13 protein-coding genes are annotated in these 13,747 nt (G+C 41.5%); 7 read left to right on the forward strand and 6 right to left on the reverse strand.

The annotated features are described in order from the left end of the window. Window positions 1-272: 272 nt before the first annotated feature. From NSTC745_RS01875 to NSTC745_RS01885, 3 genes are all read right to left on the reverse strand, one after another. Window positions 273-1,229: a hypothetical protein gene (locus tag NSTC745_RS01875; RefSeq protein WP_445635638.1), complete on the reverse strand. Its 957-nt coding sequence runs from the start codon at window positions 1,227-1,229 to the stop codon at window positions 273-275. Window positions 1,230-1,647: 418 nt separating this feature from the next. Then, on the reverse strand, window positions 1,648-2,775 hold the full coding sequence (locus NSTC745_RS01880) for an ABC transporter ATP-binding protein (RefSeq protein WP_445638510.1): 1,128 nt from the start codon (window positions 2,773-2,775) through the stop codon (window positions 1,648-1,650). A 90-nt stretch (window positions 2,776-2,865) separates the two neighbouring features. After that, complete coding sequence (locus NSTC745_RS01885) at window positions 2,866-3,579, reverse strand: GUN4 N-terminal ARM-like repeat domain-containing protein (RefSeq protein WP_445635639.1); 714 nt, start codon at window positions 3,577-3,579, stop codon at window positions 2,866-2,868. A gap of 332 nt (window positions 3,580-3,911) precedes the next feature. Here NSTC745_RS01885 and NSTC745_RS01890 point away from each other — a divergent pair, with 332 nt between their 5' ends. Further along, the gene (locus tag NSTC745_RS01890; RefSeq protein WP_445635640.1) at window positions 3,912-5,333 is read left to right on the forward strand and encodes an NADP-dependent isocitrate dehydrogenase; all 1,422 of its coding nucleotides are present in this window, start codon (window positions 3,912-3,914) and stop codon (window positions 5,331-5,333) included. Between the two features lie 191 nt (window positions 5,334-5,524). Next, window positions 5,525-6,286, forward strand: coding sequence for a superoxide dismutase (locus NSTC745_RS01895; RefSeq protein WP_445635641.1), 762 nt, complete (start codon window positions 5,525-5,527; stop codon window positions 6,284-6,286). A gap of 185 nt (window positions 6,287-6,471) precedes the next feature. Here the strand turns inward: NSTC745_RS01895 and NSTC745_RS01900 are convergent, their stop codons facing one another. The 3 genes from NSTC745_RS01900 to NSTC745_RS01910 form a co-directional block, all read right to left on the reverse strand. Continuing rightward, window positions 6,472-7,170: a PEP-CTERM sorting domain-containing protein gene (locus tag NSTC745_RS01900; protein WP_445635642.1), complete on the reverse strand. Its 699-nt coding sequence runs from the start codon at window positions 7,168-7,170 to the stop codon at window positions 6,472-6,474. A 568-nt stretch (window positions 7,171-7,738) separates the two neighbouring features. After that, complete coding sequence (rsmG, locus tag NSTC745_RS01905) at window positions 7,739-8,476, reverse strand: 16S rRNA (guanine(527)-N(7))-methyltransferase RsmG (protein WP_445635643.1); 738 nt, start codon at window positions 8,474-8,476, stop codon at window positions 7,739-7,741. Window positions 8,477-8,613: 137 nt separating this feature from the next. Next, the gene (locus tag NSTC745_RS01910) at window positions 8,614-9,288 is read right to left on the reverse strand and encodes an ABC transporter ATP-binding protein (protein WP_445635644.1); all 675 of its coding nucleotides are present in this window, start codon (window positions 9,286-9,288) and stop codon (window positions 8,614-8,616) included. Window positions 9,289-9,605: 317 nt separating this feature from the next. Here NSTC745_RS01910 and NSTC745_RS01915 point away from each other — a divergent pair, with 317 nt between their 5' ends. The 5 genes from NSTC745_RS01915 (at window position 9,606) to NSTC745_RS01935 (ending at window position 13,742) form a co-directional block, all read left to right on the forward strand. Next, the gene (locus NSTC745_RS01915; protein ID WP_445635645.1) at window positions 9,606-10,538 is read left to right on the forward strand and encodes a Sll0314/Alr1548 family TPR repeat-containing protein; all 933 of its coding nucleotides are present in this window, start codon (window positions 9,606-9,608) and stop codon (window positions 10,536-10,538) included. Between the two features lie 151 nt (window positions 10,539-10,689). Further along, window positions 10,690-11,142: a DUF3531 family protein gene (locus tag NSTC745_RS01920; RefSeq protein ID WP_445635646.1), complete on the forward strand. Its 453-nt coding sequence runs from the start codon at window positions 10,690-10,692 to the stop codon at window positions 11,140-11,142. A gap of 8 nt (window positions 11,143-11,150) precedes the next feature. Further along, window positions 11,151-11,582 carry an NUDIX hydrolase gene (locus NSTC745_RS01925; RefSeq protein ID WP_445635647.1) on the forward strand — a complete coding sequence of 144 codons (432 nt, stop codon included), beginning with the start codon at window positions 11,151-11,153 and terminating at the stop codon, window positions 11,580-11,582. After that, the gene (locus tag NSTC745_RS01930; protein ID WP_445635648.1) at window positions 11,569-12,165 is read left to right on the forward strand and encodes a hypothetical protein; all 597 of its coding nucleotides are present in this window, start codon (window positions 11,569-11,571) and stop codon (window positions 12,163-12,165) included. The genes NSTC745_RS01925 and NSTC745_RS01930 overlap by 14 nt, the downstream gene beginning before the upstream one ends. Window positions 12,166-12,329: 164 nt before the next feature. After that, window positions 12,330-13,742, forward strand: coding sequence for a DUF3370 domain-containing protein (locus NSTC745_RS01935; protein WP_445635649.1), 1,413 nt, complete (start codon window positions 12,330-12,332; stop codon window positions 13,740-13,742). Window positions 13,743-13,747: the final 5 nt, after the last annotated feature.

A 13,747-nucleotide genomic window follows, 5' to 3' on the forward strand; every position in this document is an offset into this window, starting at 1 on the left:
TTACGCGCTTGGGTGAAGTGAGAGAAGTAAAATGACCGGAAGTCAGGATCGGAAAAAACCGCTACGCTAACAAAATTTAGAGCAGTTTTCAAATACTCAAAAGACGCTGTAGGGGCGCAGCATTGCTGTGCCCCTACGAAAGATGTGCTTCAAATAGATGAGAAAGGCTGTAAAATAAATAACTAATTAAATTTGGCAAGACTTTGCTTCCCTTTGTATTTACTTTGCTAGCTGGAGGATTTAGCAACGTTAAAATTTGACACAAAATTCTACTAAGATTTAGTTTTTTGTGCTTCTTTTTGTGCTGACTCACTATACTTTTTATATAGTTGAGTCCGAATCTTAGCTTCTTGATAACGGTTGTGGTTTTTTGGCACCGTACTCATTAAATCTGAAGCCCGTTGCCATCTAGCAGCTATCTCTAACCACTCAGTTGAAGTTGTGGCTACTTTACCAGATGCAGAAGCTTGGTTAGCAATTCGCACAGCCGTTCCAAATGGATCGTCAGGTGATTCAGCAACAGTATTATTAGGAGTAATGAGTGGTAATCGAATTTGATTTTCTTTAGTGGTTTGTGTTGTTAAAGATTTGGAAGTGTCTGGTTGTATCAGGTTTTTAATTTTATTACCTAACTTGGCATATACAACCCAACCAAGTAATAACAAAGAACAGAGACTAACGGCTGCTAATATCTTTGTTTTGCTTTTATTTTTGTGTTTTTCTTTGTTAACTAGTACTAAAGAGCGGGAGACTGGAGTTTTAGCAAAACTTGGTTTTCCTAGTTCTGCTTGGGCTTGGGTGAAATCATTAATTAATTGCTTTACAATATTTGGCTGAGTTAATGTAATTTCCTGCGACCACAGTAATTGATTCTCGCGATCGCTCGATATTTCCTTTAACCAAAGTAATTGCTGTTCCCGAACTATTCTACTATTGATATTGACTCGGCGAATATTACGCGGTGCAATGGACTCCAGAATTTCCTGGATTTGTTCTACCAGGGGAGATTGCTCAAGTTGCTCTATGTTAGCCGCTTCACATAAAAGTTGTAAGACACCATCGGAAAAAATGGCTCTGGTTCTAACGCCTGATTTAGTCAGCTTTTCGTTCAATAGCTGAATAATCGCTGCAACGCTACCCTGGTGAGCTTGCCAAGCGATATCGTTTATTCGGTCTATCATCTGGGGTTTAGTGATAGCTCTTGCACCCTGAGTTATTGACGGATTCATTAATTTAGGAACTCTTTTCTACTTACCTTTACCTTGTCTTCGATTTTACGAGTAAAAATATTAGTTGCCAAATAAAATCACAAAATAAAGCCTCCTTTTGAGTTTGGCAAGGAGACTGTATCACCATTAGTGAGGGGAATCAAACTCTGTAACAAAATGTATTATATTTTTTCCTGTCTACACCACCGTTGGAAGCAAGGCAAAATAGGAATTTGTGGCAAGATACCCCATTTGGTAGAGGCGGATTTGCTGATAATATTATACGTACACAGAGACGTTGCAATTGCTATTCATTTGTAGAGATGTTGCATTGCAACGTCTCTACAAGGTTTTGATATCATGCACAATTGTTTTCATGCGTGAAATCAGCAACACCCGATCGACGACTGATGAGTATCTGGCTGCGTCAAATTCTCCCCTATTCATGAGGGAAAATTTTATCTCCTGTCTTGGGATCGAATATGAATAATTCATTTAAATCTAATTCCAGAGAAAGGCGATCGCCCGGACGCGGACGCACATCCCCAGTTGTCTGAATATTTAATACTGTCGTCGAACCAGGTAAACCCGCACGAATCAAAGTTTCTCTTCCCAAAGGTTCCACCACTTTCACCTCAACATCCAAGAGTGCTGACTCCTGAATCCTGACTGCTGAATTCTGACTCCTGAATTCTGAATCAGTGTTGATTTTTAGATGTTCCGGTTTAATCCCCAAATTTAAACTTTGTCCTTGACGCAACTTTAATCTTTCCTGCACAACTTTTGGAATCGGAAATAATTGCCCACTCACATCAAAACTATCATTCTGATAGATTGCAGGCAAAATGTTCATAGGCGGACTACCTAAAAAAGTTGCCACCATCTGATTAGCTGGACGCGCATAAATACTTTGGGGGTCGCCAATTTGTTGAATGCGCCCGCGATTTAGCACCACAATTTTATCAGCCAAAGTCATTGCTTCGACTCGATCGTGGGTGACGTAGATTGTGGTGATGCCCAATTCTTGATGTAGTTGTTTTAACTCTGTTCTAGTGTCATCTCGCAACTGAGCATCTAAATTAGACAAAGGTTCATCAAGTAAAAACACTTGGGGTTTGCGGGCGATTGCCCTTCCTAAAGCTACTCGTTGTTGCTGTCCTCCAGAAAGTTGTTTGGGTTTACGATCTAGGAGATTTTCGATCGCAAGCGATCGCGCTACATTCATGACTCTTTCTTGAATAATCTTCGAGTCAACCTGACGCATCTGCAACCCAAAAGCAATGTTTTGGGCTACCGTCATGTGAGGATAAAGAGCGTAGTTTTGGAACACCATCGCCACATCCCGCTGTCTGGCTGGGATATTATTCACCAAGCGATCGCCAATAAAGACTTTGCCAGAAGTCGCAGTTTCTAAACCGGCGATCGTTCGTAAAATTGTAGACTTACCACAACCAGATGGCCCGACTAAAACCCAAAATTCTCCATCGGGAATTTCAAAGGTAATGTCCTCGACAGCAATGACATTATTAAATCTACGCTTAATGTCTTCTAAACGAACGTTTGCCATTAGTTTAATTTTTCCTTTGTCATTTGTCATTGGTCATTTGTCATTTGTCCTTTGTTTTTTTACTCAGGACTAAGGACTAATGACTAATGACTATTTCCAGGCAGGATGAGATAACAAAGAAGCAAAAACTCGCACTCCCCGCAGTTGATTAGAGAGGGGTAAGTGACCTTTAGGGGCGCTCAAATTCCATGTAAATTCATGGGGGTAGCGAGTCCAATTATTACCTTGTTTCCAGCCAATTTTTGGCCAGAAATTCTCCCAGTTTTTACCCAAACTCAACCAAATTTCTCGCTGTACTGAAAAGCCAAATTTCCCCTCGGAGTGGACTAGCCATAGATTGTTAATAGTTTGTAAGTCAACAGCGGGGAAATTTTCTACCTCAGTAAAATACAACCATTTGCGTTGTACAGCCGTTGGCCCTGAGATTTCACACATTTTTTCGATGGTCATGCGATCGGCAGCTTGGAAATCTTGCTGTGCCAGTAGCTGTTGCAAAGGATTGTAATTAATCCCGCACTCTGATTTTAGAGGTACAATTCCCTCAGGAAACCACGAGAGCAGAAATTCTTTGGCTTGGGGTGCATCAGCTTTGTAAAGGACTTGGTATGCTTTGCCATCAATCCAAGTCGGTGGATTGTCACGTCGTTTGAGTAAAAATTCCATTAACACATCTAATCCCCCATCGCCCAACTGTGCTAGCTGTGAGATCGTTTGTTGTTGGACTTGAATAGACCCAGCGATTAATGCTTGTCGGAGGGAGTCGATGTCAGTAGCAGGGCCTGATAAAATCATTGGGTCTGTCATGCCATTACTCGTATTAGCTCTTGCGTAAAAAAGCGGTCAGCTATCGAGCATTTCTTAGGTGAAGCACTGATAGCGAGAAGTAGTTTACTATTTTTGATCGTACAAAATAGCGATCGCTTCACCCAATCCCACCCTCAATTCGCAAATAATGTACAAGGGAATAGGGGGAAAATCTGCGCTTCAGGTGGGGACTGGGGAGATGGGGAGCAGAGGGGCAGGGGAGAACTTAGAGTAAGTCTTTCCCCTTGTCCCCTTGTCCCCTTGTCACCTTGTCCTCTTGTCCCCTTCCCATGCCCTATGCCCAACACCAATTTTCTAGGAGTGTTTAAAGTATGTACGAAAAGATTACCCCCCCTACAACTGGAGCAAAAATCACCTTCAAAAATGGTGAACCAGTGGTACCAGACAATCCAATTATCCCTTTTATTCGGGGCGATGGTACGGGAATAGATATCTGGCCTGCTACCCAAAAAGTACTAGATGCTGCGGTAGCTAAAGCATACAAAGGTCAGCGCCAAATTAGTTGGTTTAAAGTTTACGTTGGGGATGAAGCTTGTGATTTATACGGTACTTATCAGTATTTACCTCAAGACACTCTAACGGCAATTGAAGAATATGGTGTAGCCATTAAAGGGCCTTTAACTACCCCAGTTGGTGGTGGTATTCGTTCTTTGAATGTAGCATTACGGCAAATTTTTGACTTGTATGCCTGCGTGCGTCCTTGCCGCTACTATGCAGGGACGCCCTCACCCCACAAAAATCCAGAAAAACTGGATGTAATTGTTTATCGAGAGAATACGGAAGATATTTATTTAGGTATTGAGTGGCGACAAGGCAGTGAAATTGGCGATCGCTTAATTAAAATTCTCAATGAGGAACTCATCCCCGCCACCCCAGAACACGGCAAAAAACAAATTCCCCTCGATGCTGGTATCGGTATTAAACCCATCAGTAAAACTGGTTCCCAACGCCTAGTCAGACGTGCCATCAAACACGCCTTACAATTGCCCAAACACAAGCAACAAGTGACTTTGGTGCATAAAGGCAACATCATGAAATACACCGAAGGCGCTTTCCGCGATTGGGGTTACGAACTAGCAACCACCGAGTTTCGCCAAGAAACTGTCACCGAACGGGAATCATGGATTTTGAGCAACAAAGAAAAAAATCCCAATATTTCCTTAGAAGAAAATGCCCGCCAAATCGATCCTGGGTTTGATGCTCTTACCGATGAGAAAAAAGCGCAAATTGTCAAGGAAGTTGAAACAGTTCTTAACTCAATTTGGGCTACCCACGGCGATGGCAAATGGAAAGATAAAATTTTGGTGAACGACCGGATTGCTGACAGTATTTTTCAACAAATCCAAACCAGACCGGATGAGTATTCGATTCTAGCAACGATGAACTTAAACGGCGATTACTTGTCCGATGCTGCGGCGGCCATTGTCGGTGGGTTAGGAATGGGCCCAGGGGCAAACATAGGCGATAGCAGTGCCATATTTGAAGCCACCCACGGCACCGCACCCAAACACGCCGGGTTAGATAAGATTAACCCTGGTTCAGTGATATTGTCTGGTGTGATGATGTTGGAATATCTCGGTTGGCAAGAAGCCGCAGACCTAATTAAGAAAGGTTTAGGAGATGCGATCGCCAACTCTCAAGTCACCTATGATTTAGCACGATTGCTAGAACCGCCTGTTGAACCCTTAAAATGTTCTGAATTTGCCGATGCCATAATTCAGCATTTTGATTAATTATTAATCGGGCATGGAGAAGAAGATGGGGGGATAAGGGGATAGGGAGATGGGGGGAAAGAAGAATTACTTTCTCCTCACCTCCCCACCTCCCCATCTCCCCACTCCCCACCTCCCCAATTTTTTGCAACCAGAATCTAAGAAAATAAAAACGACCAAGTAATTGACATGGATTCGCTGCAAAAACTTATATGACTGTTAATCGACGTTATTTCTTGTTTTTACTCACAGCAGGTGCAGGTGCTTTGGCGTTAGATGCTTGTGCATTGGCAGAAAATTCTCCTCAAGAAAACACTACAACTCCCAACACAACACCAAACACAACAGGGGCTATCCAACTACCACCATTACCTTACGCCTACGAAGCCCTGGAACCACACATTGATGCCAAAACAATGCAGTTTCATCACGATAAACATCACGCAACTTATGTGAAAAACCTGAATGCGGCATTAGAAAAACATCCAGAACTCAAAAGCAAAAGTGTCGAACAACTTTTGCAAAGACTTAACACAGTCCCACAAGATATTCGCAAAACAGTACAAAACAATGGTGGTGGGCATGTTAACCATTCGATGTTCTGGCAAATTATGAAGCCTAAGGGTGGTGGAGAACCAACAGGAGATATAGCCTCGGCTATTAATCAAAATTTTGGTAGTTTTGCAGCCTTCAAAAAACAGTTCAACGAAGCTGGTGCTGGTCGTTTTGGTAGTGGTTGGGTTTGGCTAGTACGTAACAAAGATGGCAAGCTAGAAGTAACATCTACAGCTAATCAAGATAGTCCCCTCAGCCAAGGTAAATATCCCATCCTGGGAAATGACGTATGGGAACACGCATATTATCTCAACTACCAAAACCGCCGTGCCGATTACTTAGAGGCGTGGTGGAACGTAGTTAACTGGGATGAGATTAACAAGCGGCTTGCAGACGCTAAAAAATTTAAATTTGCTTAGATAAAAGCGATGGGGAGACAGAATTATTCGGTATCTTCCCATCTTTTACTAATCGGGTTCGCCACTTTGCCATCAACGTAAAGCGGAGCCACTGCGTTGGACGGGTTCCCCGGCTTTAAGCAAGTGGCGTCCAAGACGGCAAGTGGACTCACCTGTTGCCTGCTATAAATGTTGCTAGAAGTAATTTAGTTGTAGCTTTTAACTAAGTTTTTCCTCTTAGAAGCTTTCCTTTGCATTAAACTACCCATTCCTAAAACCGCTGCCAAGCCAAGAATAGTTTGCGGTTCTGGAACCGAATTAACTGGTGTGGGTGTGTTGAAATTTAGGTTATTAAAAGAGTAACCAAATTCACCTGTGAAATCTACTTCGATGCGATTAATTCCCGGCAACGAGAATGAGACTGGGAAAGCTGATTCGTTGACGAAGTTTTGGGTTTGGAGTAGCGTGTTATTTATATCGAAGGCACGAATTTCAAATATGTCTAAGTCGGCACCACCGTCGCCTATGGAAAAAGAGACAAAATCGGTTTGTGCAGGTTGTAACGTATTGGGCAGAACAAAGCTGAAGAAAATGTCACCAGTAACAATATCTGGAATATTCCCAAATTGATCTAGTCCAACCACAGTGTTACCTGCGCTTGGATCTAGACCAAAACCAGGGCCGACAACTGCAACACCAGCACTTACCCCAGTTTTGCCAAATAGCACTCCATCTGATATGAAGTCGTCGGTTAGCACTGATTCTGGAACAGGTGTATTTGTCGGAAGCGTTGTGGTAGGAAGCCCTTCAAAATCAAGTAATGCTGCTTGCGCTGCGTTAATTTGTCCTAAAAATACAGTGCCTACTATTGGAAGTATACTCAAACTCAGTTTAAAAAAATGCATACTTAATCTCTCTCTTCTGATTATTTACTTGAATTAATTCGCTTTATCTTGTCTGTTTTAACAGCATAGATACTATTACTTAAGTAATAATACAGTCAGATAAAAGAAAAGTTTTTAAGCCAAGCTTTATGTTCATTTAATCTTTAAAAATTTTTGGGAATAATAAAGTTTTAAAGATTAGCTTTATCTTATCTTTTTACATCTAGCTAACCTATTTACACCATGAATATAGATTTGAAAAATAATCTCACGCACCAAACGCAGCACTTTAACAAGTTGCTTGGGCAGCTTACCCGACTTGTGCATAGACCCTTGGAGGGTGGCTTTTCATCAAGTATTGGCGTTGCATCAAAACTTTTCTAGACAGAGATGCTAGAAAAGAGTCGCAAAACCTCTTTAGCGTTCACAATCAATTTAAAATCACTGTATTAAAGCTAGGGATAGATCTTTTAATTGATTAGACGCGCACAATATGACCTGTCGAACTCACATTAATCTTGAAATTTATACTCAGATAATTATTAGATTTTATAGCTAAATTGGCATATCTTAATTAGCTTAATAAAGGTTAAAGAGGCTTTTGAGTAGGTACACCCGTAGCACGTGGAAACTGAACTGGTGTAGTTGCTACCTTACGCAAATACACACAGTGGCGAATGCTTTCACTCAATGGTGTTGTAAATTTTTCAATTAATTCAATAACGCCGCCCAATTGTTTAACAGCATTTTGCAAAGCTGTTGTTTCATCTTCTGTCCAATTACCACGATAAATTATGGCTAAACCTCCCTGTTTGAGCAGTGGTAATGTATATTCTGCACAAACAGAAGCTGTCCCCACAGCACGAATTAAGGCAATATCATAAGCTTGTCGGTGTTCGGGTTGCTGACCAATTTCTTCAGCCCTGCCGACAAGAGTTTTAGCATTTATTAGGTCAAGTTCAGTTAAGGTTTGTTCGATAAAAGTAATTTTTTTGCGGGTTGAATCCATGAGAGTAATTGTGCAATTGGGTGCAGCAATTTTCACTGGAATACCCGGAAAACCTGCACCCGTACCAATATCAATTACAGATACACTCTCTTGAAAAGATGAAAGAAATTCTCCCTTTGGCACAATTCCTCGCAGTGAATCCCAAAGATGTTTTTCCCAAAACTCTTGTGGCTCAGTGATGCGAGTTAAATTTAATTGGCGGTTACCTTCCAGAACTAACTGATAAAGCCTCTGAAATTGTTTCTGTTGTTGGGCACTTGGTTGCCAATTTAGAGTTTGCTGCCAAATTTCTGCCATTTCAGGCAATGAGTTGGTCATTTGTCATTTATCATTTGTCATTTGTTATTGGGCATAGGGCAAGCAGGTAGTGTGGGAGGTGTGGGAAGATAGGGAAGAAATCTTTCCCCCCACACTCCCCACACTCCCCCATCTCCCTATCTCCCCATCTCCCCAACCTACACCGTCGGCAGGGGTTCTTTAGCTTTGGCTTCTAGTGTTTTCGGGTCAACTGATTTTAGTTCGCCGTGGTTGAGTGTCCAGCAACGATCTGCGATCGCTAATAGATCTCCAGCATCGTGTGTCACTACTAACAGCGTCCAATCTTGTTTGAGTTTTGCTAATAAATTTACCAGCTGTCGCCGCATTGACCAATCTAAACCAGCAGTTGGTTCATCCAATAACAGTACATTTGGCTGACGAATTAATTGCACTGCCAAAGCTAAACGCCGCTGCTGACCGCCACTCAAAGCATGGGGGGCAGCGGAGAGCGATAAATGTTCTAATCCCACCTCACTCAAGGCGTGTCTGACTCGATCTGACCCTAATTCAGGATGTCCTAAACGCAATTCTTCTAAAATCGTACTTCCGCAAAAATGTCGCTCTGGAAACTGGAATACCAATCCTGCCAATTGTTGCAGCTGTTCGGGAATCAGTTCTTGTTCGCGCCAAAAGAGTCCGCCAGAGGTGGGTTCAGCTAGTCCAGATAAAATTTCTAGTAAAGTACTTTTACCCGAACCACTTGGGCCAATAATCAGACCTAGCTGCTGGGGTGCTAATTCTAAGTCGATGGATTTGAGAATCGCTGTTGGGCACGCTGTGGGGTGATAAATTAGATTTCGGAGATAGAGCATTTGTTAAGATTACCAAAAAGTCAGCGAATTACTGATTAACTACACCAAGAGCAGCTGGAAAATTCAACAAAAAAAAATTCATAAAATATTACTTGCTTTAACACCCTAATCTAGCAGCAAGAATTATCCAGTTTTCTCCATTGTGGCAGAGTTGGCCTTAAACAATGGCTACAACATGCCTGGGAACATCAAAAAATTACCCAAGTCAACCTCGATCAAAAATTTTGCCTGAAGCAGACACAAGTTCAAATTAACTATTTTTTGCATTCAAAGTAACACATACAACTATTTCAACTGCAATTATTCTGAGGGTCAAAATGGCTAAAAGGTTTTCGTGTTCTCAATCGGTGGTGTTTGCTAGACTCAACTTATTTGCTCAATTGGGTTTTAGTGCAGCGATCGCACTTAATCTTTTGATAAATCCCTCGCTAGCTGGCGATCCCTTTCGGAGGGAAAAACCCCATCCAATTGGTGACGAAACTCAAGCAGCTTTTGAAGCAATTTTCCAACAGGGCAATTATCCAGTAGCAGAGCGTCACCTCCAACAAGCACTAGTCAAAGAGCCAAATGAACCTCTAGCTTATGCGATGAAGGCGTCTTTAGCATACGGAAATAAGGATTGGGGTAAACTCAACACCTACAGTCAGAAAACCTTGGAAAGCGCACAAAAGTTGATTGATACCGATCCATTGCGTGGAAATTTATACACTGCTGTTGGTCATTTTTTAGAGGGTTCTGTAATTCTCATCCGTGAAGGTACAGTCAACGGCGTACCAGAAGCTTTTGGTCGGTTGCGGCAAGTTTATCAATATTTGGACAAAGCCGAAGCGATTTCTGCCAACGATCCAGAATTAAATTTAATCAAGGGTTATATGGATTTGTTGTTGGCGGTTAATTTACCTTTCGCTAGTCCAGATCGAGCGATTGGGCGCTTACAAGAAAATGCTGCTCCTCAGTATCTCGTGCATCGGGGTATTGCTCTTGCCTACCGCGATTTAAAACGGTATCCTCAGGCGCTAGCGTCTGTCGATCGCGCCATTGAAAGCGGAGGCGAGAATCCAGAAATTTACTATCTCAAAGCCCAAATTCTCAGACGACTGGGGGAAAAGGAAAAGAATCAGCAAGCGATTAAAGAAGCGATCGCTAATTTTGACAAAGCATTGGCTAAAAAATCTCAACTCCCAAGTAATTTAGTTAAACAAATCGAAAGCGAACGTAAAAATGCTCTTAGCCTAAATAATTTAAGGTAATTGGGCATGGGGCATCGGGAGAGGCGAGAGACAAGGGAGAAAAATTGCTACCTTGTCCCCCTTGTCTCCCTATCTCCCCATCTCCCCCACTCCCCACTCCCTACTCTGATATGCTTGTCTTCAGTCAAAATAACTGGAATATTTAACTAAAATGCAAATTCAATTCCGCGAATTTAATCCTTTTGATGTCTGGATTTGGTTAAAATTCAGCACAATTCCTTCTGAACGTGAAAAACAGTATGTAGAAGAAGCTTTTGATTCCTGGTTTTATCTAGGTAAATTAGGTGCATTTAACGCAGAAAATCTCCAGGTGCAGGAAACCGGACTCGATATCAGTTACATGAATTATGATTCCCAAGGGTATGACAAAAGCTTGCTAGCTTTGATGCATAATATGGGTGAGTTTGAATATCAAGGAGAGTGGGCGCGTTGTTGGTTTGATTTGGGAACTAGTGATGCGATCGCCATTGATATTTTAATCAACGCCCTCACACAATTAAGTGAGGAATATGTCACCATTGAAGATTTGTACATCGGCGGCGAAAACGAAGATTGGCCTGTTGAAGATAGCGAAAGCCGCCCTTATTCTATTTACGATAATTAATTACAACAATGAATAAAGCTGGCCAAATTCGAGTATTAGCTTTAGGACTAATTCGAGATGGCGAACGCATTTTCGTTTCTGAAGGCTACGACCCTGCAAAGCAAGAAACATTTTATCGCGCTTTGGGTGGTGGTGTTGACTTTGGTGAAACTAGCCGTGATGCTCTACAACGGGAGTTTCAAGAAGAAATTCAAGCAGAGTTAACCAATATTCGCTATCTTGGCTGTATAGAAAATTTGTTTATCTTCAACGGTAGACAAGGACATGAAATTATTCAACTTTATCAATGTGATTTTGCCGATTCTAGGTTTTATAGCTTAGAAAGTTTAGTTTTCTCTGAGTCAGGTAAACATAAACATCGGGCATTATGGATAGATATTTCTCGCTTTAAATCTGGGGAGCTAAGATTAGTTCCAGAGGTTTTTTTTGAATACTTATAGATTGCTGAGCCTAAGTTTTCAAATAAATCATAATGCCATATCAATGATAATAAAAAAACAAGAAGATTTTTTAGAAATTATTATTCCTCCAGCAGGAATTAGAGATTTTAAAAGTATTACTATCTTGGGAGTAATGTTTATTATGCCTAGTATAGTTCTGGTATTTCTTGTGTTTGCTATTTATTGGGTTGATTTACAAAATAAAATCTTTCTAGGTTTATTCTCTCTTCCTTGGTTGAGTATAGCTCTAGCAATGTTATGGCTACTCGTACATCTATTTGCCAACACACGACTCAAGATTGATGAGCAACAAATTTCATTAACTCATGAAATTTCCGGGTTTGTAATTAGTCAAGCAACTCCCAGTTCTAGAGAAGATATTAACAAATTAGAACGCATCAAAGGTCATATAAAATTTAGTTCTCCTAATGATGGAGGTATCATAATTGAACCTAAACTAGTTATTTGGGCAGGAAATAATCAATATAGTATTTCGGCTTCTCCTATATTGTCTGAGGTCGATCTAGACTTGTTGGCAAATGAATTAAGTGAATGGTTAAAATTAACAATTAATAAAGATTAATTTAATTATGCATTGTTTAAAAATATAATGCGAACGCTTCACCCTAATCATATTTATTATCTTTCTATTTAATCACTTCAATCGCCCTTCGGAAATCGCCTTCAAGGAACTTGTAGTAATAACTGATTATCTTTAATACCGGGGCTGATTTCTAAATAAAATTTATGCTAGTTAAACTACCGTTACCTATATTCATAGTGCTATTAGGATTAGCTATAACTCAAACCCTTGGATGCACAAGTCCTAATCATAATTCAGCGAACGCTCAAACTTCACCAAAGCCAACTTACCAAGAAATCCTACAAGCTGGGGAAGTTCGGGCTTTACCAGGCAAATTAGATACAATACCCGTCTTTAACAGCAATAGCCCAGAATGGATTAAAACTGAGGGAATTTTACTGTCTACCTTTCCTCCAAACGGGAAAAAAGTTCCAGCCGCCCACCTCAATTTCCCTTTTAAAGGACGTTTTGACTTATTCGCCCACCACTACACCCACACTCCCAAGGATTTACAAACGCTATACCTGGGTGTAATGGTGCATAACCCTGGTAAAAAGCCTGTAACAGTAGATGTATTGCAAGCCGCCAGTTATTTAATGCAGGATGCGCCCTTTGTGACCTTACCTCCTTACATTGAAAATAACGATGGTAAGGCTTATTCAGGCCCAGGTGCCCGCGCTGTTGCTGATGTACTCCGGGGTGTTCGCCAAGCTGATTTCCCCGCCCAACTGGTAATTCCTCCAGGACAAAGCCGGATGTTGCTAAATCATCCCATTCCTGTAAGAAATCTAGAAAAACCAGTCAACGGCCGGTCTAGTTTTATGCGGCTTCGTAGTAGCGATTCAGTTTATGCAGCAAGTTTAGCCATGTTTGCCAAGAAAAATGCTGATGGTAGCGATCGTCAACCCACTCTCAAGGAATGGCAAGCTTTACTAGATACTGGTAACTTTGCCGGGCCGCGAGATAAAACACCGACTCCTCCGGATGCTACCAGTGGCGCACTGATTTATGGGCGTGTAGCTGGTGTTTCCCAAGGTTCGCAATGGCAAGCAAAACTCGTGGATAATCCCCAAGCCACAAATCTGACTATTCCCCAGCGTGGTAAAGCTATTTCTTATCCTATAGTTACACTGCGGGGTGGTCGATTAGGTACCGAACAAATCCAAACAGCCAAGATGCTGGTACGCTATCCCGATACAGCATACGAAGCACATGGTAATTACGGTGTGGAATACAAGCTTACTTTACCGTTAAGTAATAACACTGCCGAAAATCAGACCATCGCTGTTACCTTAGAAACACCTTTAAAGGAAGATAAATTATCCCAAGGTGGTCTGCGTTTCCGCAAACCCTCCTTAGATTTTCCTTTCTTCCGCGGTACAGTGCGGGTACGTTATTTCGATGACCAAGGTCAACAAAAAATCCGCTACGTGCATTTATGGCACAGAACTGGGCAGGTATTAGAACCATTAGTGCAACTTTCACTCCCACCCTCTACTAAACGGATAGTAAATGTAGATGTGATTTATCCGCCTGATTCAACGCCACCCCATGTATTGAGTGTAAAAACTTTGTAAGATCG

It is taken from the genome of Nostoc sp. DSM 114161, from assembly GCF_052692665.1.

Bases quoted from the DNA above. Each gene is read 5' to 3' on its own strand.
- NSTC745_RS01875 (WP_445635638.1), bottom strand. From the start codon at position 1,229: ATGAATCCGTCAATAACTCAGGGTGCAAGAGCTATCACTAAACCCCAG.
- NSTC745_RS01880 (WP_445638510.1), bottom strand. From the start codon at position 2,775: ATGGCAAACGTTCGTTTAGAAGACATTAAGCGTAGATTTAATAATGTC.
- NSTC745_RS01885 (WP_445635639.1), bottom strand. From the start codon at position 3,579: ATGACAGACCCAATGATTTTATCAGGCCCTGCTACTGACATCGACTCC.
- NSTC745_RS01890 (WP_445635640.1), top strand. From the start codon at position 3,912: ATGTACGAAAAGATTACCCCCCCTACAACTGGAGCAAAAATCACCTTC.
- NSTC745_RS01895 (WP_445635641.1), top strand. From the start codon at position 5,525: ATGACTGTTAATCGACGTTATTTCTTGTTTTTACTCACAGCAGGTGCA.
- NSTC745_RS01900 (WP_445635642.1), bottom strand. From the start codon at position 7,170: ATGCATTTTTTTAAACTGAGTTTGAGTATACTTCCAATAGTAGGCACT.
- rsmG (WP_445635643.1), bottom strand. From the start codon at position 8,476: ATGACCAACTCATTGCCTGAAATGGCAGAAATTTGGCAGCAAACTCTA.
- NSTC745_RS01910 (WP_445635644.1), bottom strand. From the start codon at position 9,288: ATGCTCTATCTCCGAAATCTAATTTATCACCCCACAGCGTGCCCAACA.
- NSTC745_RS01915 (WP_445635645.1), top strand. From the start codon at position 9,606: ATGGCTAAAAGGTTTTCGTGTTCTCAATCGGTGGTGTTTGCTAGACTC.
- NSTC745_RS01920 (WP_445635646.1), top strand. From the start codon at position 10,690: ATGCAAATTCAATTCCGCGAATTTAATCCTTTTGATGTCTGGATTTGG.
- NSTC745_RS01925 (WP_445635647.1), top strand. From the start codon at position 11,151: ATGAATAAAGCTGGCCAAATTCGAGTATTAGCTTTAGGACTAATTCGA.
- NSTC745_RS01935 (WP_445635649.1), top strand. From the start codon at position 12,330: ATGCTAGTTAAACTACCGTTACCTATATTCATAGTGCTATTAGGATTA.